Raw genomic sequence first — 21616 nt, forward strand, 5'->3', positions numbered from 1 at the left:
ATATGTGGTGTTAGCAGCGATTCCGAACTCAAGTTCAGGAAACAGCAGTGACGACGCTGCGCGAGTCACCTGCGTTGCCTCAGTTGTCTCGACCATATCGAGACAACGAGGACAACGACAATCGTCGCTTGGTCACTTCAGCAACTACTGTGAAGTCGTGGGTTTTGAGCCTGCACTTCTATAACCACACGGCGGAAACGCGTGAGCCGTGAGTCTGTACGCCGATCTCCTCGAGGCCAAACGGTTAGTCGGGCGAAACGAGTACGGGCAGGTCGCCGGCGGGGTGAAAAGCCGCCTCGCCGAGCCGCTACGGCGGTTGCGGGTTCGACGAACGGTCGCGGCCATCGGGGCCGTCGACGACCCGGCCGCACGGAGAATCGCCGACGGGTTTCGGATCTGCCTGCGGGATTCGTTCACCGCGGACCAGCGGGCCACGTTCGCGCGGATTGCGGAGCGTAAGTCCGCCCTGCAGAACGACGATTCCGAGGTCACGTACTCGTTTCACGGGCCGAGCGACGAGGGGTTGACCGAGGACGTGTACGACGGGCGTTCGAGCACCGTGACCGTCTCCGAGTTCCCGCACTGTCCGTCGAGGTACGGAACGCTGCTGACGGCGCTACTCACGCAGTACCACTCGCCGAGCGTCGTCGAGTTCGGAACGTGTCTCGGAACCTCGGCCGCGTACATGGGCGCGGGGCTGGACAGCGGCCACCTCACCACTATCGAGGCCGGCGAACCGCAGGTGAGGATCGCTCGAGAAACCATCGAGAAGCTGGGTCTGGAAGACCGGGTTACCGTCCGACAGGGGCTGTTCCAGGACGTGCTCCTGCAGGACGGTACCGCGCCGAACTTCGACGTCGCGTTTCTTGACGGCCACCACCAGAAGGACGCGACGCTCGAGTACTTCGACGCGCTATACGAGTTCGCGAACGAGGACGCGATCATCGCGTTCGACGACGTGAACGGCTACTCGGACGGGATGGACGAAGCGTGGGCGGAGATCCGCGCCGACCCGCGGGTCGATCTGTCGGTCCTGACGAACAGAACCGGGTTCGTCGTGGTCAACTCGGCGATCTCCGACCCGAAGCGGTTTTCGCTGCCGTACTGAACGGCGGTGGGAACGACGTCCGATCGGCGTCACTCCTCGAGGTCGGGATCACCCTCGGCGCCCGCACGACGCCGGAGCCACTCGAGGCCGAGCGCGCCGCCGGCGATTCCGGCGCCCGCCGTGAAGCCGGGCGTCCGTTCGGCGGCGCCCGCGTCGGCGACGGCGGCGTCGCGTTCCGTACCATCGGCCGATTCGGTCGCGCCGTCGCGCTCGGTTTCCTCGGCCTCGAGGGCGTCGTCCCTTCGGCACCGTCCTCGAGGGGATCGTCGTCCGTTCGCGAGTCGGGTTCCGTTTCGCTCCCGCCGTCGACCGTCCCCCCGTCGGCAGTGTCGGCGCCGTCGCCATCGTCGGTCGCGTTACCGCCGATTGCCTCTCGATCACCGGATTCGCCGTCGTCCACGGTGTCGTCGGTCGCGTCGGCGCCGTCGTCGTCCGCCCCGCCGTCGTCGTCCGCTTCGCTGTCGTCGTTTCGGTTCCGGCTCCGGCGCTCGGATCCTCCCTCGCTCGGATCGCTCCCGGTGTCGTCGCCGTCGCTGCTGTCGTCCTCGCTCCCGGTGCGATCGCTTCGACCGTCGTCGTCCCGACCCTCACCGTCGTCGGCAGGTTCCCGAAGCGCGACGAGGTCGCCGTCGCGAGCGACGTAGATCGCGTCCGCGGTGAGCGCCCGGATCGGTCCGACCGGGACCTCGCGCTCGGCGACCGACCACCGCTCGCCGCCGTCCTCGAGATCGAGCGCGACGAGCCGTCGCTGGTCATCGCCGTCACCGACGACGACGTACGCGGCGTCGCCGCCGACGGCGGCCGGCCCGTAGACTCGTTCGGCCTCGAGGGTCCAGTCGATTCGACCGTCCTCGAGCGAGCGACCGCGGTAGGAGTCGTCCGCTCCGGCGACGAGCCCCGTTTCGCCGAGTGCGACCTCGCTCGACGAGTCGGGCGTCGCCGTTCCGAGGACGGCGCCCGTCTGCGCGTCGTAGCGCCGTCGATCGCCGTCCGGACCGCCCGCGGAGACGACGGCGGTTTCGTTCGCCTGGACAGCCGTACCGCGGGCGGTGCCGTCGGACTCGCGGCGCCAGACCTCCTCGCCGGTGTCGGGGTCGTACGCGAGCAACACGCTCCCGGCGGCGGCGTACACCACCCCGTTGGCGGCCGCGGTCCCCTCGGCGAAGGCGTGCTCGTCGCCGTTCCCGTCGGTCACAGAGCCGACGTCCCACCGGACCGAGCCGTCGTCGGGCTCGAGCGTGTACAGGGTTCCGTTGACCACGACGTAGACGCCGCCGTACGCGACCGTCTGCCAGGCGGCCGCCTCGTCCGTTCCGAAGTCGGTCCGCCAGCGAAACCGCCCGTTCGACCGATCGAGCGCGACGACCTCCGTCCCGGTGAGGAACACGCGCTCGGCGTCGACCGAGGGCGCGGTCGCCGCGACGTCGGGGTTCTCCCAGACGAGCGAGCCGTCCGCCGCCTCGAGGGCGACGACGCCGTTATTGATCGTCGCGTACACGGTCCCGTCCGCGACGGCGATCTCGTCGTGGTGGTCGACCGACCAGGCCGCCTCGAGCGCGCCGCCGTCGAACGCGGGGCCGTCCACGTACCTGGCGTGTCCGGCCCCGCCGCGGTGGGAGGGCCACTCGCCCTCGAGTCCCGGGTTCGGCTCGAGATCGGGATCCGGAAGTTCCTCGCTCCTGGCCTCGTCGTCGGTTCGAGCCGACCCGAGCACCGCCGTCGAGAGCGCCGCACCCGTCGCCAGTACAGATCGCCGGCTCCAATCGCTCATACCGTTCCATCGAACATCAGGTACAAATATATTCAGACTATTTTGAGTGTTGTATCGAGCCTTCGATCGTCGGACGGCGCCGGTACGCTCGAGGAGTGTCAGCGCCGCTCGAGACCGAGAACTCCGGAGGACAGCGGCGACGCGAGCGAGTAGCCGAGGCGTTACTCCAGCGCCGACTCGAGGGCGTCGACCCGCTCGGCGTTCCCGAAGTAGGCGGGAGTGTGCTGGTGGAGGTCCTCGGGTTCGCGCTCGAGGATCGATCCGCGACCGGTCGAGGACCGCCCGCCCGCGGTTTCGACGAGGTGTGCGATCGGGTTGGCCTCGTACTGGAGTCTGAGGTCTCCGTCGGGACTGGCCGCCCGCTCGGGGTACCCGATCAGGCCGCCGTCGACGAGGAGGTGGTTGACGTCGGCGACCATCGCACCCGTGTACCGAAGTTTGGCGTCGCGGTGGAGGTCGGACCAGACGTCGCGGACGGGCGTCGACCACTCGGCGGTCGAACCGGCGAACCCGCAGATCGAGCCCTGGGTGGGGAAGCTGACGGGATCGGAATCGACGATCTCGCCGTCGTCGATCACGTACCGCGTGACGATCCCGTCGACGGCGGCGGTCATCGTCACGAGCGGGCCGTACAGGACGAACGCGCTGGCGACGAGTTCGCGGCCGCTCGCCGGGAGCGAGCCGTCGTAGACGCCGACGACCGTGCCGACCGTGTTGTTCGAGCGGAGGTTCGAGGAGCCGTCGAGCGGATCGACGGCGACGCTGTACCCCTCGCCGACGTCCTCGAGGGCGTCGCGCTCCTCGCTGGCGAACGTGCCGACGCCGTCGAGCGCCGCCAGTCGATCGCGGAGGGTGCGGTCGATCTCCAGGTCCGCGGCCGACTGCGCGTCGCCGCTCGGGTTCTCGCCGGCGGTCTTCCCGCGGGACGTCCGCAACTGCTCGCGAACCGTAGGCGTCGCCCCCGCGAGCGCGTCCAGAATCGGACGCACGTCCGTCACCGAGACCACCGCCGTCCCGTCGGACCTGCGCTCGTCTCTGCGGCGGATTCGACTCCGTCGGCCCAGCTCACGAGAACAGCCTCCGGATGCGGGCGAACAGTCCCTTCGACGGGTCGCCGCCGAGCTGTTCGCGTTCGGCGTCGGTATCGTCCGTCGAGGTCGACGCGGCCTCCTCGGTCCCTTCGGCGCTTTCGTCCCCGGAAACGTCGGTAACGCCGGTTTCGCCGGCCTCGGCCTTCTCGACCGCCCGTTCGATCAGCCCGTCGACGTCGTTGACCGCGTCCTTGACCGTTCCCTTGACGAGGGGTTTGCCCTCGAAGCGGTCGCGGTTGACCGCCGTGTCCGCGGCGACGATGACCGCGTCGGCGTCCTCGATCTCCGCAGCGGTGAGCTCGTTTTCGGCGCCCATCGCGCCCTGGACCTCGACTTTGATGTCGTGACCGCGCTCCTCGGCGGTCGTCTCGAGGTTCTCCGCTGCCATCTGGCTGTGTGCGATACCGGTCGGACAGGAGGTGACTGCGACGAGTTTCATTGGTCTGGTGTGGTAGATTCGATGCGTTCGGTAACCTGTACGCTGGTTGTGGCCTCGAGCGCCGCCGAGGCGAGCTCGGCCGCCTCGTCCGTGTGGATCGCCTCCACCGCGGCCTTGACGTCCGGGACGGTGACCGCGCTCATGCTGAGCTCGTCGAGCCCGAGCCCGACGAGGAGTTCGGTCAGCTCGGGGTCGCCGGCCATCTCCCCGCACATCCCGATCCAGGCGTCGTGTTCGTGGGCCGCCTCGACGGCTCGGGCGACGGCTCGCAGTACGGCGGGGTGGCGCGGATCTCGGAGCTCGGCGACGCGTTCGTTTTCGCGCGCCGCGGCCATAACGTACTGGGTGAGGTCGTTCGTCCCGATGCTGAGGAAATCGACCCGCTCCGCGAGTTCGGGCGCCGTGAAGACGGCCCCGGGCGTCTCGATCATGACGCCGAGTTCGGGGATCGCGTAGTCGACCCCCTCCTCCTCGAGGGCGTCCGCGACCGCGTCGACGGTCTCGAGCGCGGCGGTCAGCTCCTCGGGCGTCGCGACGAGCGGGAACATGACCGCCAGCCGCCCGTCGCCGTCCGCGGCCGCCCGGAGCAGCGCCCGGAGCTGCGTCTCGAAGAGGTCGGCGTCCGGGCCGAGCGAGCGGCGGATGCCGCGCTCGCCGAGGAACGGGTTCTCCTCCTCGGGCAGCTCGAGGTAGGGGATCTGCTTGTCGCCGCCGATATCGAGCGTCCGGACGACCACGCGCCCGTCCGGGAACGTCTCGAGCGCCTCGAGGTAGGTCTCGTACTGTTCGTCCTCGTCGGGCGGGGTTTCGCGGTCGAGAAACAGGAACTCGGTGCGGTAGAGCCCGACTCCGTCGGCGCCCCGGGCCTTCGCGCCCTCGAGTTCGGCCGGCTGACCGACGTTCGCGGCGACCTCGATCTCGGCACCGTCGGCGGTCGTCACCGCCTCCTCGCGGATCTCGACGTCGTGGGTTTCGCGTGCGGCCTCGCGGCGCTCGCCGCTCGGCTCGACGACGAGTTCGCCGTCCTCGCCGTCGACGACGACCGTCGCGCCCTCTTCGACGTCGTGCAGGTCGTCGCCGACGCCGACCACGGCCGGAAGCGCCAGCGACCGGGCGAAGATCGCGGCGTGGGAGGTCCGTCCGCCCGTAGCAGTGGCGAACCCGGCGACGCGGTCCGGATCGAGCTGGGCGGTGTCGCTCGGCGTGAGCCGTTCGGCCAGGACGACCGCCCCCTCCGGCAGGTCGCCGAGGTCGACCCGGTCGCCGCCGACGAGGATCCGAACGAGCCGATCGCGAACGTCCCGGAGGTCGTCGGCGCGTTCGGCCGTGCGTCCGTCCATCCCCTCGAACTGCTCGATCGGGTCGGCGAACGCCCGCTTCACGGCGTGTTCGGCGGGCAGTCCGTCCTCGAGCGCGCCCTCGACGCCGTCTTCGATCTGCGGGTCCGCGAGGAACTGCAGGTGCGCGTCGAAGACCTCGGCCTCCTGGTCGCCGACGCGCTCGGCGGTCCGTTCGCGCTCGGCTTCCAGTTCGCTTCGGGCGGTTTCGCGTGCGTCCTCGAACCGTCGGCGTTCGGCCTCGGGGTCGGCGGTCGCCTCGTCGGGGTCGGGAAGGTCGGCGTCCGGACTGTACCAGACGACCGTCCCGACGCCCGAGCGCGGCGTCGCACCGGTCCCGAAGAGCGTGCCTTCGGTCATCGGATTAGCCCTCGGCGTCGGCCAGTTCGTCCTCGGGTGTAGTCAGGACGCGCTCGAGGGCGTCGAGCGCCGCCTCCTCGTCGGGGCCGTCCGCGATCAGCCGGACGTCCTCGCCTGATTCGGCGCCGAGGCTCGTCACCGCGATCATGCTGCCCGCCGAGATCGGCTCGTCGTCGCCGTATCCGATCCGCACGTCCGAATCGTGCTCGTTGACGGTTTCGACGAACTTCGCGGCGGGACGGGCGTGCAGTCCCGCCTCGGGGACGATCGTCACGGTGCGTTCGCTGCTCATGCTACCGCCTCCTTCAGCACGGCCTGTACCTCGGCGGGCGTGTCCGCGTCGTAGAGCGCGTCGCGGGTCTCGTCGTGCATGAGCGCTCGCGAGAGCGTGCTCAGGATCGAGAGGTGGTCGTCGGCGCCGGACTCGGGGACGAGGATCATGAAGATCAGGCGCGCGGGCTCGTCGTCCATCGAGCCGAAGTCGACGCCGGTTTCCGAACGGGTGAACGCGACCGACGGTTCCGCGACGGCGTCGGTCTGGGCGTGGGGAATCCCGATTCCCATGCCGACGCCGGTGGTCGTCTCCTCTTCGCGTGCGAGCAGCGCCTCGAGGGCCGCGTCGCGGTCCTCGACGCGCCCCGCGTCGACGAGCAGGTCCAGGAGGTACTCGATGCAGGCGCGCTTGTCCGCGGGTGCGGAATCGAGCGCGATGTGGTCGGTCGGGGCGAGCGTGTCGATGCGGTCTTCGTTGAGTGTTTCGGTCATGGTGAGTGTGTCGTGGAGTCGAGATCAGGTCGCGTCGATTCGTTAGTCGTTAGTCCGGGCCGTCGCTTGAGCGTTCGGTCCCGTTTCGGTTTCGACGTCGGCGACGGTCTTCTCGAAGTCCGGTTTGATCGCCGTCGCGACGACCGCGGTAACGATCGTCCCGAGCGCGATGCAGGCGAGGAAGAGCAACGCGTTGTTCGACAGGAGGAACACGAAGATCCCGCCGTGGGGTGCGGGCATGGTGACGCCGAGCCAGAGCGCGGTGGCGCCGGCGGTCGCGCTGCCGATCACGGCGCTCGGGATCACGCGCAGCGGGTCGGCCGCGGCGTAGGGAATGGCGCCCTCGGTGATAAACGCCAGACCGAGGGGAACCGCCGCCTTGGCGTTTTCGTACATTTCGGCGGAGTACTTCTGGGGCGCGATGAAGTTCGACAGCGCCAGGCCGAGCGGCGGCGTCATGCCGGCGATCATCACCGCGGCCATCGGGCCGAAGATCTGGTCGCCGACGAGAGCGGCGCCGAACACGTAGGCGACCTTGTTGATCGGGCCGCCCATGTCCGCCGCCATCATCGCGCCGAGGATCGCCCCCAGAAGGAGCGCGTTCGCTCCCTCCATCCCCTGGAGGAACGTCGTCAGCGCGTCGTCGACGATCGCGATCGGTACCCCCAGGCCGACGATGACGAGCGGCGCCAGAATCGCCGTGGTGAGTACCGGGATTATCAGCACCGGCATCATCGGTTCGATGACGGAGTGAACCGGCCACCCCTTCATCCAGCGGGCGACGTGCCCGGCGAGGAGACCGGCGACCAGCGCGCCGAGGAAGCCGGCGACGGCGCCGTCGGCCGAGAACCCGACGAGAGTCCCGGCGGCCTCGATGAGCTGTTCCTGCTGGATCGCCCACGAGAGGATGAAACCGGGCGCGAGTCCGGGCCTGTCAGCGATCGCGTAGGCGATGTAGGCCCCCAGGATGGGGATCATGATCGTCAGGCCGAGGTTTCCGATCTCGGCCAGGTACCACGCGAAGCTCCCCTCCGCTTCGAACACCGTCTCGGTAGTCGCCTCCGTGAACGGCAGTTCGGCGACCATGAACGCCACGGCCAGGAAAATCCCCCCTATCGTGACGAACGGAATCATGAACGACACGCCGGTCATCACGTCCTCCTTGACCGAGGTGACGTGTGACCGGAGTGCGCTCTCTGCTTTGTCTGCTGGTGCCATGCTCTGCCCTAGATCCTACCTATTATTCAAAGTAGTCTTCGAATACGATCTTTTCTGGTCGTTTAGTATGGATTAATATCCGTGATGTTCACGTTACGATCGGATATTCGCGTGAATATCACGGAAAATACCGGGATATCGCGTGGAGAAAGCGGCTTGATGGTCGCGTCGGTATTCGATCAAAAACGAAAGCGGTATGCACACTGCGCGAGCGCTCGCTCACAACCAGTCGTCGGCTACCGGGAGCCGACCTCGGGGCTCGAGATCGAGACGCGATCGATCGAGCCCGCCGCGTCGTCGAGCGGCGGGATATCGGTGCCCGGAACGGAGACGACGCGCGACGCAACCGCCATCCCCGTCCGGAGCGCCTCACGGTCCGGAGCGCCCCGGTCCAGTGCCGACAGCACCCCCGCCAGCAACGAGTCCCCGGCACCGACCGTATCGACGACGTCGGTCTCGAGGGCCGCCGCGTGGAAGCGATCGTCCGGCGTCGCCATGATCGCTCCGTCGGCCCCCAGCGACGCGACGACCCGATCGTACCCCCGTTCTCGGAGGTGTGCGACCGCGTCGTAACACTCCTCGAGGGTGCGAGTCGGTTGTCCCGTCGCCGCCGCGAGCTCCTCGCGGTTGGGTTTGCACAGCGCGTAGGACGCGTCGAGCTCCGCGAGGCGGTCCCCGCCGACGTCGACGACGGTCTCCCACTCCCCGGCTCGAGCGATCCGATCGATCGCGTCGGAGTCGAGACCCGGCGGGAGACTCCCGCCGACGACGACGGTATCGGGCTCGTTACGCTCGACGGCACCCAGCAGGTCGTCGATCGCGCGCTCGGAGACCGTCGGTCCGGCGTGGTTGATCTTGAACTCCGCGTCCTCGGTCAGGATCGTGGTGTTGAGCCGAGTTCGTCCGTCGATCCCGACGAAATCGCTCTCGATCCGTCCGTCGGCCAGGCCGTCTCGAATGAACTCCCCGAGGAAGTCGCCGACGAGGCCCGTCGCGACCGTCTCGGTCCCTAACTCGACGAGGTACTTCGAGACGTTGATCCCCTTCCCCCCGGGATCGATGCGCGCGTCGTCGGCCCGCGCGACCCGGCCGGGTTCGGGAAGGCTGTCGACGCCGACCGTGTGGTCGACCGCCGGGTTGAGCGTCACCGTGAGGATCACTGCTCGACCACCTGGATGACCTCCACGTCGGCGCTTTCGAACGGTTCGTACTGCTCGTCGGTCAGCGTCGTATCGGTGATGAACATGTCTATCTCCGTCAGTTCGGCGAACTTCACGAAGCTCTGCTTTCCGAGTTTGGACCCGTCCGAGACGAGGACGACCCGACCCGCGTTCTCGATCATGAGCGATTTCAACCGCGCTTCGTCCTCGTTCGGCGTCATCAGCCCCTCGGACGGCCCGATCGCGTTTGTCCCCAGAAACAGCAGATCGAAGTTCGTTCGCTCCATGAACCGCTCCGCGCTCGGCCCGGTGAGCGCGCGGGTTTCGTGGCGGAGCGATCCCCCGGTGAGTTTCACGTCGTGGGCCTGCTCGCCCAGCTCGATCGCGAGCACCGGCGAGTTCGTCACCGCGAGAAACGACCTGTCGCCGGGTGCGTTCTTGGCTACCTGCATCGTCGTCGATCCCGAGTCGAAGAAGACGACCTGGTTCTCGGTGATTTCCTCGGCCGCCCGTTCGGCGATTCGCATCTTGGCGTCGAGGTTTTGGACCTCCTTCTGGCCGTAGGTCTGTTCGTTCCCGACGGTCGTCACCGGGACCGCGCCGCCGTGAGAGCGCTCGATCAGCTGCCTGTCCTCGAGGTCGCTGAGATCGCGGCGGATCGTCGCCTTCGAACAGTCCATCCGGTCCGCGAGCTCGGCGACGGAACACTCCCCTCGTTCGGAGACCAACTCGACGATCTCGCGCTTTCTGACTGCAGGTAGCATAGTGAGTCGCTTGTGCGCTTCTAGCGCGGCGGCGTTCATATCGTTATCTGTCTGTGATCGTTTCTGATCGATTTCGGTCGGGCGGAGTACCGGTTCCGGCGGTGACGGCCCCGGGTCGACGCGGGCTCACTCGGGGAGCGCCTCGTCGGCCGTCGCTTCCTCGAAGACCACCGCCTCGAGCGCGTCGAGGATCCGCTCGGGGTTCTCGCGCTGCCAGACGTTCCGGCCGACCGCCAGGCCGCTGGCGCCGGCGTCCATCGCCGTCTCGACCAGCGAGAGGAACTCGCGGTCGTCGGTTTTGGATCCGCCGCTCAGAACGACGTTGACGTCGCCCGCCGCGGCGACCGCGTCGGCCATCGCCCGGCGGCTTCGGGGGTACTTCACCTTCGCGATGTCCGCCCCGAGCTCGAGGGCGATGCGGGTCGCGTAGGAGATGACTTCCGGCTTGCGGTGTTCCTTCAGCGCCTGCCCGCGCGGGTACGACCACATGGCCACGGAGACGTCGCGTTCGCGGGCTCGCTCCTGGACGTCCCGGAACTCCTCGAACATCTCCGTCTCGCGGTTGGTTCCCGGGTACACCGTGTACCCGACGGCGTCGGCGCCGAGCTCGAGGGCGTACTCCACCGAGCACGTCTGCGGGGAGTAGGGCTCGCCCATCCAGAGGCTGCTGGTGCCGTTGAGCTTCGCCAGCAGGTTCACGTCGTCCTCGTAGGACGGGTAGTACGTCTCCGCCAGCCCCTTCTGGACCGCGAACCCGGTGACGGCGTCGTGCGTAGCCAGTTCGAACACCGTCCGCGGATCCAGCCGTTCGGGAACGTCCTCGAAGGCGGCGGGCCCGTGCTCGAGTCCGTGGTCGTGTGCGAGAATGATCGACTTCCCGTCCCGTACGAGCGGTGTCTCGGTTAACTGTCGCATTCGATCAGAAACACGTACTGATAGTGCCTAAATAGTACCGTATGTGATTGTTTAGTACCGGTATTCGCGCGATAATCGTTCAAACGAACAGCGCGGTCGCCTCGGCCGAGATTCCGAAGGGCGCACACGACCTCATCTCGTTCGGCTCTCGAGTATCGAGTGCCGTCTTCCCCGCGGCCACCCCATCGTGAGATATATATAATCGGGCTCGATTCGTCCGCGTAGGGGGACCGCCAATTCTACGCGTCGAGTTTACGACTGCGCCGACGGGCGTGATGGCGAAGCTCTACCGGGAGCTGGACGAACCCCGGAGCATCGAGCTCGACAACGCGTTCTACGTCGAGGACGGCACGTGGATCGAATCCCTGACCGTCGCGTCGGATGCCGACTTCGATCCGGAGACGATCCTCGCGGAGATCCCGGGCACCTCGCTGTTTTACGCCAGTACCGTGGCGACCGCGTCGGCGGATCTCGATCTCCGTCGATTGACGATCCTCGCCACCGAATCCTACCCGTTCGTCCTGAGCTTGATCCTGCGCCAGGAGGCGATTCCGAACCGCATCGTCCTCCAGAACGGCGGCTTCGAGATCGTGGCGACGACGCGCGACTGGGACCAGTTCCGTTCGATGGCCGACGCCGTCCAGGAGACGCTCGGCGAGTTCGACCTCCTGGCAGTGAGCCAAAACGAGGAGCCCGGCGAACCGCTCGACAGCGGCCGCCTGACCGAGGTCCTCGTCTCGAAGCTCACCGAGGAACAGCTGGCGGTCCTCGAGACGGCGTACGACCACGGCTACTTCGATATCCCTCGCGAGGCGTCCGCGACCGACCTCGCGGACGAACTCGGCGTCGCCCAGTCGACGGCGAGCGAGCGGCTTCGGACAGCCGAACGGACGCTGCTCGAACTGATCTACGGGCCGCGCGATTGAGTCTTCCTCGAGGAGCGGGTCGCGCCCCGCCGTCGGATACTCGGGGATCGATTCTCGGATGGGCACAATGCCGCAGCCGCCGGACTGGAAGCGGCGACCGTTCCCGCATACGCGACGGGCGCGTGTACGGTTGTTCAACGGGATACCGTACCTGATATCGAGCATTAATAACACACCACGTGGAGTGTGCCAGCATGGATTGGGTCAAAATCCTCACCGTTGGACTCGTGCTGGTACTCGCCGTTTCGCTGACGATATCTCCCGTCCTCGCACAGGAGGGCGGTGAGGGGGAGGAGGAAGAGGGTGAAGGCGGCATCGAGGGGGCGCTCGAGGAGTTCGTCGAGGGTCAGGGGGTACTCGGCGCGGTGTTCGTTCTCGTCGCGGGCGCACTCCTGTTGACCGTCTGCGTCGAGAAACTGATCAGCTATCTCACCCGGACAGCCTTCGGGTTGAAAGTGTCGCTGTTCGCGCTCGCGATCGTGTTCACGGGTTTCGAGTTCGACGATACGATCCTCGCGCTCGTGCTGTCCGCCGGCGGTCTCGAGGGGGCCGCGCTCGGGACGGCGCTCGGCACCGGGTTAGCCATCGTCGGCGTGACTCTCGCGCTCGCGGCGATCATCAGGCCGTTCCCGGTCGATATCCCGACCGACTACGTCGTTCTGTTCGCGGCGGCGCCGCTACTGTTGATCCCGTTCGTCCTCGCCGGAACGCTAACTCTGGTTCACGGGCTCCTGTTGCTCGGCGCGTTCGTGGCGATGTTCGCGTACATCATCGTCCGCGAGTATCGACGCGACACTCCCGTCTTCCGAAACACCGAACTCGGCGAGGAGCTCCAGGCCGACGGGGGCGTCGTCCTCCCGTCGTCGGTCTCGCAGATTCCCGAGGACCGCCTCGTGAGCGGTCGCTCGGCTGCCGGGTGGATCTGGCTCTCGCTCTCGATCCTCGCGCTGGCGGGTATCGTCTTCGCGTCGATGCTGCTGGAAGCGGGCTCGGAGGTCGTCGTCGACGGCTTCGGCGTCGAGGAAACCGTCTTCGGCGCGACCATACTGACGGTGATTCTCACCTTCGAGGACGTCATGCTAACGATCGAGCCGGTTCGGCGCGGCGTTCCCGAGATCGGCATCGGAAACGTCATCGGGAGCGTCCTCTTCTCGGTCACCGGCAACGTCGGAATCATCATGCTCTTGAGCGATCTCGAGATCTCGCGCTCCGTGCTAACCTTCCATCTCCCCTCGGTGATCATCGTCACGGCCCTCGCCGCGTACTTCCTCTACGGGGGGAAGCTAAAGCGGTGGCACGGCGTCTTGCTCGGCGGGATGTACGTCGCCTACTGGGTGATCGCGATCCTCGTATTCGGCGGCGTGCCGATCAGTGGATAATCTGCTACCGGAGGGAGAGCGACCGACTCGAGCACCGACCTCTTCGAACGGTCGAACTCGCGGGCGTTCCCTCGCTCGCACGATCGCGTCGTTCGTCCCGAACGTCGTGCTGATATCCGACCCCATTTCAAGAACGATAGCTATCGGCGCCGATCGGGAATAGACCAATCCGAGATAGCCCGTAACGTGGTGATGGATGACAGCCGAAGAAAATCATGAAGGATCGGTCGCCGGGGGCGGTGATCGACTCACACGGCGTGGGTACGTCGCCGCGGCCGCCGGGGCGCTCGGGTCGAGCGTGCTCGCGGGCTGTAGCGGCGGTCAGGCACAAAGCCTCGAGCCGGACGCGCCCGACGGCGTTCCGGAAACCGTCGAGACGCAGTACTGGCGGGAGTGGGACACCGTCGATGCGGAGTCGCCGCCGCTGGACTACGGCGCGACGGCCGGCGCGGCGCTCGAGTCGCTGCCCGTCGAGTTCTCGAGCGAAGACGATCCCTGGATGCGCGAGCACGCGTTGATGGTACAGCGGGGGCTCAACGATCTGGGCGTCACCACCCAGCTCAACGATCGCCCGCTGAACCAGCTCTACGCCCAGAGTTGGACGGCGAACGGGCTCGAAGCGGCGATCTCGATGAGTACGCAGGGTCCCGATCCGCAGCGGGGCCTCGATCCCAACCCGTTGTTGATGCGCGTAACCGAGGAGTCGCTCTCGAATTACGACAACTACTACCACCCGGAGCTCCAGGAGCTTCTCACCGAGCAGGCCCGGACCACCGAGCGGGACGAACGCGAGGAACTCGTCGATCAAGCCCAGGCGATCTTCGCCGAAGACGTCGGAGCGCTCGTCACGCTGTTCCCGAATATCGTCACGGCGGCGAACACGGACCGGTGGACCGGGTACGTGAAGACGCCGGGGAACGGTCCCACGGGGGATTCGTTCGTCTGGACCGAGGTGAACCTCCAACCCGAGACGGACAACCGAACCTACGTCAAGGGCGTCTCGACGTCGATGAACTCGCTGAACCTGCCGTGGGCCGCCGGCGGCGCGGAAGCGAAGCGACTGACGTTCATCTACGACGGACTGTTCGACGCGACGCCGGACCTCGACGTCGTTCCCGCGCTGGCGACCGACGGCGAGTTCGTCGACGAGACGACCGTCGAACTCTCGCTCCGCGAGGGCGTCGAGTGGCACGACGGCGAGGCCTTCACCGCCGAGGACGTGAAGTTCACCGTCGAGCTGTACGACGAGTACGCGTCGACGAGCCAGGTTCCATTTTACGAACCGATCGAATCGGTCGAGGTCCGCGGCGACCACGAGGTACGGTTCACCCTCAGCGAGCCCGACGCGGCGTTCATGACCCAGCGGGTCGTCCGAAGCGTCATCATCCCGAAACACCGGTGGGAGTCCGTCGACAACCCGTCCCAGCACAATCCGGACGCTCCGATCGGAACCGGTCCGTTCCAATTCGAGAACTGGGAGCAGGGAACTCGACTCGAGGCGTCGCGCAACGACGGCCACTGGATGTTCGACGACGACTGGCGGGCCGAGGCGCTGGGCGATCAGGCCGCGAGCGGTCCCGGGGTCGACAACGTCGTCTGGCTCAACGTGAGCAACGTCGACGCGCTGATCGGGTCGTTACAGAGCGGTTCGATCGACGCGGTCGGGACGAACCTCTCGGACCTCCAGGCCGATCGCGCGGCCGGTTCCGACGGCGTCGAGAAGATGTCCGCCGGTAGCTACGCGCCGCTGATCATGAAACTCATGTTCTCGTGTCCGCTGATCCGGGACAAGGAGTTCCGCGTCGCCCTCGTGAAGGCGGTCGACTCGAGCGGGTTCGTCGAGGACTACCTGCAGGGACAGGCGACGGTGCCGCCCGGGGAGAACCTGATCTCGTCACTCACCCAGTGGCACAACCCCGACGTACGCGACTACAGTTACGACCCCGAGGAGGCGCGGCGCATCTTGGAGCGAGCGGGCTACACGCGCGACGACGACGGGAACCTGCGCTACCCGAACGGCGAGGCGTGGGCCGCGTTCGTCGAGCGTATTCAGCCCGGAAACATGCATCGGCGCCGCGAAGAACTCGACCAACCCGACTTCTCACAGACGGAGGAATCACGATGATACACACGACTGACCGACGAAATCGATCCGGAGCGGACAACTCCGTTCGCGTCACTGTTCCGTTCGAATACACGTCATGCGGCTGTAACGAACCGCCTACCGCCGCGCCGCGATCGACGACCTCGAGCCGAGCCGCCGACGGGAGGGATCGCCGATGACGAAGTTCCAGCGGTTCCTGTTCAAGCGACTCGCGGTATCGATCCTGCTGACGCTGGTCGCGGTCTCGATCATCTTCGTCGTCCTGCGACTGCTTCCGGGGAGCCCGTTCGAGGCGCTCGTGACCTCGGGGAACCTGAATCAGGAGCAGATCGACGAGATCCGCGCGATGTACGGCCTCGACCAGTCGATCGGGGCACAGTACGTCAACTACCTGGCGAACCTGCTGACGTTCCAGTTCGGTTACTCTATTCTCCGGAGTCAGCCGGTCTGGGACGTCCTCGAGCCGCGGCTGATCAACTCGCTGATCCTGCTGGTGCCCGCGCTGGTGACGACGGCGATCCTGAGTTCGGCACTGGGGATGTACGCCGGCTGGAATCGAGGAAGCGGCCTCGAGAAGGGAAGCATCATCTCGACGACGCTGCTGCGTTCGACGCCGGTGTTCATCACGGCCATTTTCTTCATCATCGTCTTCGCGTACAACCTCGAGGTAGTGCCGGCACTCGGGATGCGCTCGATACGGGCGACGCCGGACGGCTACCTCGAGACGTTCGTCTCGCTGGATTTCCTCCACCACTACATCCTTCCGTTTACCGTCGCGGTTCTGTACTACAGCGGCGATTTCCTCTTGCTGGCCCGCAACGGCGTCGTCGAAAAGCGAGGGTCGGAGTTCCTCAAGCTCCACCGGGCGAAGGGGCTCTCGGAGATGGAACAGCTGGCCCGCGCCGGCCGGAATTCGATGCTGCCCATCCTGACGTACTTCACGCTGCGTCTGGGCATGATCTTCCAGGGGTTGATCCTGCTGGAGGTAGTCTTCAGCTGGCCCGGAATCGGCCGTGAACTCGTGTTGGCCATCCAACAGCAGGACTACCCGCTGGTACAGGCCGCGGTCTTCATCATGGCGCTGGCGGTTATCATCGCGAACCTCCTCGCGGACGTGCTCTACGCGTACTTCGATCCGACGGTGTCGACGAACGGAGGGAGCTCGGCATGAGCACCGAAACGAAACCGAAGGCGGAACTGTACCAGCGCGTCGACGCGCTGTGGACGATCGTTCGGGACCAGTTCGCCTTCCTCCGGCGAGACCCGCTCGCGTTCGCCGGGATGGTCGTCGTCGCGGCGTTCGTGTTCCTCGGGCTGTTCGGGCCGTTCCTGGCCCCTCACGATCCGATCGAGTACACGGTTCGCGGCGACGCCGGCTCCGTGCTCCGGCTGTCGGCGCCGAGCGCGGACGCGTTCCTCGGGACGACTGCCTACGGAAAGGACGTGTTGAGCCAGTTCCTCGCCGGCGCCCGACCGACCCTCATCGTCGGCCTGTTCGGCGGGCTGGGAACGGGGGCGCTCGGCTTCGCCATCGGCGTGGTCAGCGGCTACTACGGCGGGTGGGTCGACGAGATCCTGATGCGCCTGACCGACCTGACGTTTTCCCTGCCGTTCATGCCGATGGCGCTGCTGTTGCTCACCTTCATGACGCCGAACATCTGGCTGATCACGGCGATTATCGTCGTCTTCCTCTGGAAGATGCCGGCGCGAGTCGTCCGCTCCGAGGTGTTGTCGGTCCGCGAACGAACCTTCGTCAGATCCGCTCGAGCCAGCGGCGCGAGCAACCTGCGGACGATGCTGTACCACGTCGCGCCGAACGTGTTGCCGATCGGCTTTCTCTACACCGCGTACGGCGTCGCCTGGGCGATCGCTGCGCAGGCGAGTCTGGCGTTTCTCGGGTTCGGCGATCCGACGATGACCAGCTGGGGCCGGATGCTCCGGCAGGTGTTCGAGTCGGGCAACATGCGCGTCGCGTGGTGGTGGGTGCTCCCGCCGGCCCTCGGTATCGCCGCGATAACCACCTCGGTGTTCCTCATCGGACGAGCCTACGAGGAAGTCATCAACCCCGAAATTCAGACCGACCAATGACGCTACTCAACGTCGAAGATCTCAAAGTCACGTACGCGACCGACGACGAAACAGTCCACGCGGTCAACGACGTCTCGTTCAGTATCGACGAGGGCGTCAACTACGGCCTCGCCGGCGAGTCCGGGTCCGGGAAATCCACCGTCGCGGAGGCGCTGCTGGGACTGCTCCCGGGGAACGGCACCGTCGAACGCGGAACGATCGAGTTCAAGGGGACGGACCTCACCGCCCTCTCGGAAGCCGAGCGACGGGACGTCCTCTGGGAGGACATCGCCTACATCCCCCAGAGCGCGATGGACTCGCTCGACCCCGTGATGTCGACCGGCGATCAGATCGCGCAGGCGATCCACACGCACCGCAACGTTACGGACGCGAAGGCCCGCGACCGCGTCCGGGAACTGTTCGAGATCGTCGGCCTCGACCCGGACCGGATCGACGACTACCCCCACGAGTTCTCCGGCGGGATGCGCCAGCGGGTCACCATCGCGATGGCGCTGGCTCTCGAGCCGGACCTGATCATCGCCGACGAGCCGACGACCGGGCTGGACGTCATCGTCCAGGACAAGATCATCGACAAAATCCTCGAGATTCAGGAACGGATGGACAGCTCCCTGTTGCTGATCACCCACGAGATCGGCGTCATCGCCGAGACCTGCGACGAGCTGTCGATCCTCTACGGCGGAACGGTCATGGAACAGGGTAGCGTCGACAACGTGCTGGTCAATCCAACCAACCCCTACACGATGGGGTTGAAGAACTCGTTCCCGGAGATCGACGAGGAAGACGAAGACCCCGTCGCGATCCCGGGCTCGCCGCCGAACCTGAACGGCGAGCCGACGTCCTGCGTGTTCCGGGATCGCTGTCCGTTCGCCACCGACGAGTGTGCGACGTCCCACCCCGATCCGGTTGCTCTCCCCAATCGGAACCACCGCTCGGCCTGCCACCGCGTCAAAGAGGCCGCACAGATGCGACAGGCGGCCGACGACCCGGAGACGTGGGGCATCCCCGACGACGGCAGCGCCGATTCCGATCGCGGTGAAATCGTCCTCGAGACGGACGGCCTGAAAAAACACTACGAGCAGAGCCGATCGCTGCTGAGCAAGATCCGCGGCGAGGACCCCGACTACGTGAAGGCGGTCGACGGCGTTTCGCTGTCGGTCCGTCGATCGGAGATCCTCGGGGTCGCCGGCGAGAGCGGCTGCGGAAAGTCCACGCTCGGCGAGACGATCGCCCTGCTCGAGGATCCGACCGACGGCGAACTGGCGTTCGACGGGGAGCCCTACGAACACTATCAGAACGGGAATCTACAGGAGTTCCGGCGCAAGGTCCAGATCGTCTTCCAGGACCCGTTCGATTCGCTGAACCCCCGCCAGACGGTTCGGAAGCTCGTCGGCGAACCGCTGACGATCCACGACTACCGCACCGACGAGACGGAGCGAGCGATCGTGGAGACGCTCGAGAAGGTGGGGTTAACGCCCGCCGAATCGTTCCTCGATCAGTACCCCCACGAACTCTCGGGGGGCCAACGCCAGCGCGTCGCGGTCGCGAAGGCGCTCGTCCTCGACCCGGATTTCCTCATCTGCGACGAGCCCGCGTCGATGCTCGACGTCTCGCTGAAGGTCAACCTGCTGAATCTGCTTCGGGGGTTGGCCGATACGGAAGACATCGGGATCGTCTACATCTCCCACGATCTGGCGAGTCTGATGCAGGTCTCGGATCGGCTGGCGATCATGTATCTGGGCCGAGTTATCGAGAAAGGAGAGGTCGACCGTATCGCGACCCAGCCGAAGCATCCCTACACGGCGTCGCTGCTTTCGGCCGCGCCCGAAAAGGATCCGACAGCCGATCGGACGCGCGTCCTGCTCGACGGGGAGCCGCCGGACCCGGTCGATCTGCCGTCGGGCTGTGCGTTCGCGCCGCGATGTCCGAAGGCTCGAGACACCTGCCGGGAGGCCGAACCGGGTATCGAGGAAACCGGCGACGAGGGTCACCGGGCGGCGTGTTACTTCCCGGAGCGCGACGACGAATCGACTGCTGCGGACGCGGACGGGATCGACGACGGCGAGGTCCCGGCGTCGGCGAACGCCGACTCGGTACACGACTGAGACCCGCGTTCGGCCTCGAGATCGGGAGCAGCGACCTCGTCGCCGCGTCCGAGAGGCCGATCACTCCTCGAGGTCGTCCCCGGCGCGTCCGCGTCGGCGCAGCCACTCGAGGCCGAGCGCGCCGCCGGCGGCCCCGGCGCCGACCGTAAAGCCGGGCGTGCCGTCGGCGTCCCCGTCGCTACCGGTCTCGCCCGCGTCGTCGTCCGTCCCGTTTCCGTCGCTCGATCCGTTCTCGTCGCCGCGTTCGTTTTCGGTGTCGTTCCCGGTACCCTCGGAGCCGTCGATCGTGTCGTCGTCCGTGCCGTCGTCGCTCGAGTTTCCGTCGCCCTCGTCGGAGTCGTCGCTCCCCTCCCCATCGCTCGAGTCCTCCTGATCGGTCTCGGTCTCGTCTTCGGGCTCGGCTTTCTCCCAGTCGTCCGGCCGAATCGCGACGAGGTCGGTGCCACGGGGAACGTAGATCGCGTCGTTCTCGACGACGAGGTAGTCGGCGTCGGCGCCGTCGTTCCAGTTCTCGCCGTCGTCGAACATGAAGCGCCACCGCTCGTCGCCGTCCTCGAGGTCGAAGCCGACGACGGCATCGTCCGTCTCGGGGCCCGGGGTCGAGTGCGTGACGACGACGGTATCCCCGGCGATCACTGGCAACCCGTGGGTGTACGCGCCCTCGTGGCTCCACTCCGCGGTCGCGTCCGACCCGCCGATCGCGGTCGCTCCGACCCGGTAGCGGCCCTGCGTGACCGCGACGCCGTCGGCGGCGGCGGTGACGTAGGCGTCACTGAGGAGCTCCCCGGTTTCCTTGGTCTCGGCGTCGAAGACGTAGACTCCCTCGTGGCTGTTGTTCTGGATCAGCAGCGTCCGATCGGTCGCCGAGAGCGCGGCCGTTCCGGCGTCGACCGGGCCGCTCCACCGGGTCTCGCCGGTCTCGGGGTCGAGCTCGGCCAGCCCGTCGGAACCGCTTCCCTCGAGGACCGCTCAGATCGCTCCGTTCGCCGCGACGATCCCGGACGGGTGCGTCCGGAACGGCATGGACCGTCCGTTGACGCTGACTGCGTCCAGCTCCCAGCGGTGCGTGCCGTCGCTCGCGTCGAACGCGTACAGCGAGCCCGCCGCGAGGACGTACGCGGTCCCGTACCCGAGCAGCGGCGCGGCGACCTCCTCGCCGGACTCGACCGACCGCGACCACCGCACGTCCCCGGACCCCGCCTCGAGCGCGACGAGTTCCGTGCCCCCGGCGTAGACGGTATCCCCCGCGACGGCCAGATCGGGGCTCGTTCCGTCGATTTCGGTCTCCCACTCGAGCGACCCGGTGGCCGCGTCGAGCGCGCGGACGGTCTCCCCGCCGAGGTAGACGGTGCCGTCGACGACGACCGGTTCGCGGCCGCCGTCGTACCGCCAGGCGACGGTCTCGGGCGCGTCGATCGAGCGTGCGGAGACACGGCGAGCGTTCCGGGCCCCCCGTCGCTCGCCGACCAGCCGTCGGCCTCGACGAACGCCAGTTCGTCGGTGCGTTTACGCTTCCCGGCGGCGAGCCCGGTTCCGACCGCGAAGAGCGCGCCAGTCGCGAGCACGGAGCGGCGATTCCAGTTTTCCATACCTGTCCGAATCGGCGGGCGGCGCATTACTATCGACCGAATATATCAACGCTGCTTATTCTACAACTGTGGTGAACGAACGCGGTCTCGGCGCGTGATCGGGACAGCGACTCGGCATATCGCGCGTACGCGGTTCGCTCTCGAGGCGGTCGTCCGACGACGCCGGTGCGGACTCGAGGGAGACGACGGCGCCCGCTGGGGGATCTAACGAGAACCCAAGGGGGACCTAGCCGGTGGCTAAGCGGCCACCGTCGGGACGGGAAGGTCGAGCGCGGAACCCGTTCTCGACGAGCGCGCTCGGGGTGCTTGCCCGGTCGCTCGAGAATCGGTCAGTCGTGCTCGAGGGTGTCGGAGAGATCGTCGCCGACGGCAGCGATCGCCTCGCGAGCGCGGTCGACGTCTCGCATCTTGACATCCTCCCACCACTAAACAGTAGTTGCTGATTCGATCAGGAAGACCGCGAAGGCTGGAGGAGCGTACCGGTTCTGACTTCGTGAAGA

19 protein-coding genes are annotated in these 21616 nt (G+C 66.9%); 7 read left to right on the forward strand and 12 right to left on the reverse strand.

The features are described 5' to 3' along the window. Positions 1-208: 208 nt before the first annotated feature. A complete protein-coding gene (locus tag GWG54_RS18280; protein ID WP_167939115.1) occupies positions 209-1108 on the forward strand; it encodes a class I SAM-dependent methyltransferase in 900 nt (299 codons plus the stop codon). Here GWG54_RS18280 and GWG54_RS18285 read toward each other — a convergent pair. The 10 genes from GWG54_RS18285 to GWG54_RS18330 all read right to left on the reverse strand — a co-directional run bounded on the left by GWG54_RS18285 (position 1062) and on the right by GWG54_RS18330 (position 10928). Further along, positions 1062-2879, reverse strand: coding sequence for a PQQ-binding-like beta-propeller repeat protein (locus GWG54_RS18285; RefSeq protein WP_312854304.1), 1818 nt, complete (start codon positions 2877-2879; stop codon positions 1062-1064). The two genes, GWG54_RS18280 and GWG54_RS18285, sit on opposite strands and share 47 nt — an antisense overlap. A gap of 161 nt (positions 2880-3040) precedes the next feature. Continuing rightward, positions 3041-3886 (reverse strand): class 1 fructose-bisphosphatase, encoded by an 846-nt coding sequence (locus GWG54_RS18290; RefSeq protein ID WP_167939116.1) that lies wholly within the window; start codon positions 3884-3886, stop codon positions 3041-3043. Positions 3887-3944: 58 nt separating this feature from the next. Continuing rightward, entirely contained in the window at positions 3945-4409 is a 465-nt protein-coding gene (locus tag GWG54_RS18295; RefSeq protein ID WP_167939117.1) for a PTS fructose transporter subunit IIB, read from the reverse strand. Next, positions 4406-6106 carry a phosphoenolpyruvate--protein phosphotransferase gene (ptsP, locus tag GWG54_RS18300; RefSeq protein WP_167939118.1) on the reverse strand — a complete coding sequence of 567 codons (1701 nt, stop codon included), beginning with the start codon at positions 6104-6106 and terminating at the stop codon, positions 4406-4408. The genes GWG54_RS18295 and ptsP overlap by 4 nt, the downstream gene beginning before the upstream one ends. A 4-nt stretch (positions 6107-6110) precedes the next feature. Next, a complete protein-coding gene (locus GWG54_RS18305) occupies positions 6111-6398 on the reverse strand; it encodes an HPr family phosphocarrier protein (RefSeq protein WP_008424747.1) in 288 nt (95 codons plus the stop codon). Next, complete coding sequence (locus GWG54_RS18310; RefSeq protein ID WP_167939119.1) at positions 6395-6871, reverse strand: PTS sugar transporter subunit IIA; 477 nt, start codon at positions 6869-6871, stop codon at positions 6395-6397. Before GWG54_RS18310 ends, GWG54_RS18305 begins: the two co-directional genes overlap by 4 nt. Positions 6872-6913: 42 nt before the next feature. After that, positions 6914-8089 (reverse strand): PTS fructose transporter subunit IIC, encoded by a 1176-nt coding sequence (locus GWG54_RS18315; protein ID WP_167939120.1) that lies wholly within the window; start codon positions 8087-8089, stop codon positions 6914-6916. 236 nt (positions 8090-8325) lie between these two features. Continuing rightward, entirely contained in the window at positions 8326-9249 is a 924-nt protein-coding gene (gene pfkB, locus GWG54_RS18320; protein WP_167939121.1) for a 1-phosphofructokinase, read from the reverse strand. Continuing rightward, positions 9246-10013, reverse strand: coding sequence for an HTH-type transcriptional regulator GlpR (glpR, locus tag GWG54_RS18325; protein ID WP_167939128.1), 768 nt, complete (start codon positions 10011-10013; stop codon positions 9246-9248). The genes pfkB and glpR overlap by 4 nt, the downstream gene beginning before the upstream one ends. A gap of 126 nt (positions 10014-10139) precedes the next feature. After that, positions 10140-10928, reverse strand: coding sequence for a class I fructose-bisphosphate aldolase (locus GWG54_RS18330; RefSeq protein WP_167939122.1), 789 nt, complete (start codon positions 10926-10928; stop codon positions 10140-10142). Between the two features lie 275 nt (positions 10929-11203). Here GWG54_RS18330 and GWG54_RS18335 point away from each other — a divergent pair, with 275 nt between their 5' ends. The 6 genes from GWG54_RS18335 to GWG54_RS18360 all read left to right on the forward strand — a co-directional run bounded on the left by GWG54_RS18335 (position 11204) and on the right by GWG54_RS18360 (position 19527). After that, complete coding sequence (locus GWG54_RS18335; RefSeq protein ID WP_167939123.1) at positions 11204-11854, forward strand: helix-turn-helix domain-containing protein; 651 nt, start codon at positions 11204-11206, stop codon at positions 11852-11854. A gap of 194 nt (positions 11855-12048) precedes the next feature. Beyond that, positions 12049-13233: a sodium:calcium antiporter gene (locus tag GWG54_RS18340; RefSeq protein WP_209438522.1), complete on the forward strand. Its 1185-nt coding sequence runs from the start codon at positions 12049-12051 to the stop codon at positions 13231-13233. A gap of 196 nt (positions 13234-13429) precedes the next feature. Then, entirely contained in the window at positions 13430-15358 is a 1929-nt protein-coding gene (locus GWG54_RS18345) for an ABC transporter substrate-binding protein (RefSeq protein ID WP_167939124.1), read from the forward strand. 154 nt (positions 15359-15512) lie between these two features. Continuing rightward, complete coding sequence (locus tag GWG54_RS18350) at positions 15513-16508, forward strand: ABC transporter permease (RefSeq protein WP_167939125.1); 996 nt, start codon at positions 15513-15515, stop codon at positions 16506-16508. Next, a complete protein-coding gene (locus GWG54_RS18355; RefSeq protein ID WP_167939126.1) occupies positions 16505-17425 on the forward strand; it encodes an ABC transporter permease in 921 nt (306 codons plus the stop codon). The genes GWG54_RS18350 and GWG54_RS18355 overlap by 4 nt, the downstream gene beginning before the upstream one ends. Next, positions 17422-19527 (forward strand): ABC transporter ATP-binding protein, encoded by a 2106-nt coding sequence (locus GWG54_RS18360; protein ID WP_167939127.1) that lies wholly within the window; start codon positions 17422-17424, stop codon positions 19525-19527. Before GWG54_RS18355 ends, GWG54_RS18360 begins: the two co-directional genes overlap by 4 nt. A gap of 60 nt (positions 19528-19587) precedes the next feature. Here GWG54_RS18360 and GWG54_RS18365 read toward each other — a convergent pair whose 3' ends face one another. Beyond that, complete coding sequence (locus GWG54_RS18365) at positions 19588-20466, reverse strand: PQQ-binding-like beta-propeller repeat protein (RefSeq protein ID WP_167939131.1); 879 nt, start codon at positions 20464-20466, stop codon at positions 19588-19590. Positions 20467-20496: 30 nt separating this feature from the next. Beyond that, complete coding sequence (locus GWG54_RS18370; RefSeq protein WP_167939130.1) at positions 20497-20997, reverse strand: PQQ-binding-like beta-propeller repeat protein; 501 nt, start codon at positions 20995-20997, stop codon at positions 20497-20499. Between the last annotated feature and the right edge of the window lie 619 nt (positions 20998-21616).

The sequence above is a fragment of the Natronococcus sp. JC468 genome (assembly GCF_012163165.1).
In the GTDB taxonomy this organism is placed as follows: Archaea; Halobacteriota; Halobacteria; order Halobacteriales; family Natrialbaceae; genus Natronococcus; species Natronococcus jeotgali.

Bases quoted from the DNA above. Each gene is read 5' to 3' on its own strand.
- GWG54_RS18285 (WP_312854304.1), bottom strand. From the start codon at position 2,879: ATGAGCGATTGGAGCCGGCGATCTGTACTGGCGACGGGTGCGGCGCTC.
- GWG54_RS18295 (WP_167939117.1), bottom strand. From the start codon at position 4,409: ATGAAACTCGTCGCAGTCACCTCCTGTCCGACCGGTATCGCACACAGC.
- ptsP (WP_167939118.1), bottom strand. From the start codon at position 6,106: ATGACCGAAGGCACGCTCTTCGGGACCGGTGCGACGCCGCGCTCGGGC.
- GWG54_RS18305 (WP_008424747.1), bottom strand. From the start codon at position 6,398: ATGAGCAGCGAACGCACCGTGACGATCGTCCCCGAGGCGGGACTGCAC.
- GWG54_RS18310 (WP_167939119.1), bottom strand. From the start codon at position 6,871: ATGACCGAAACACTCAACGAAGACCGCATCGACACGCTCGCCCCGACC.
- GWG54_RS18315 (WP_167939120.1), bottom strand. From the start codon at position 8,089: ATGGCACCAGCAGACAAAGCAGAGAGCGCACTCCGGTCACACGTCACC.
- glpR (WP_167939128.1), bottom strand. From the start codon at position 10,013: ATGCTACCTGCAGTCAGAAAGCGCGAGATCGTCGAGTTGGTCTCCGAA.
- GWG54_RS18330 (WP_167939122.1), bottom strand. From the start codon at position 10,928: ATGCGACAGTTAACCGAGACACCGCTCGTACGGGACGGGAAGTCGATC.
- GWG54_RS18335 (WP_167939123.1), top strand. From the start codon at position 11,204: ATGGCGAAGCTCTACCGGGAGCTGGACGAACCCCGGAGCATCGAGCTC.
- GWG54_RS18340 (WP_209438522.1), top strand. From the start codon at position 12,049: ATGGATTGGGTCAAAATCCTCACCGTTGGACTCGTGCTGGTACTCGCC.
- GWG54_RS18345 (WP_167939124.1), top strand. From the start codon at position 13,430: ATGACAGCCGAAGAAAATCATGAAGGATCGGTCGCCGGGGGCGGTGAT.
- GWG54_RS18350 (WP_167939125.1), top strand. From the start codon at position 15,513: ATGACGAAGTTCCAGCGGTTCCTGTTCAAGCGACTCGCGGTATCGATC.
- GWG54_RS18355 (WP_167939126.1), top strand. From the start codon at position 16,505: ATGAGCACCGAAACGAAACCGAAGGCGGAACTGTACCAGCGCGTCGAC.
- GWG54_RS18360 (WP_167939127.1), top strand. From the start codon at position 17,422: ATGACGCTACTCAACGTCGAAGATCTCAAAGTCACGTACGCGACCGAC.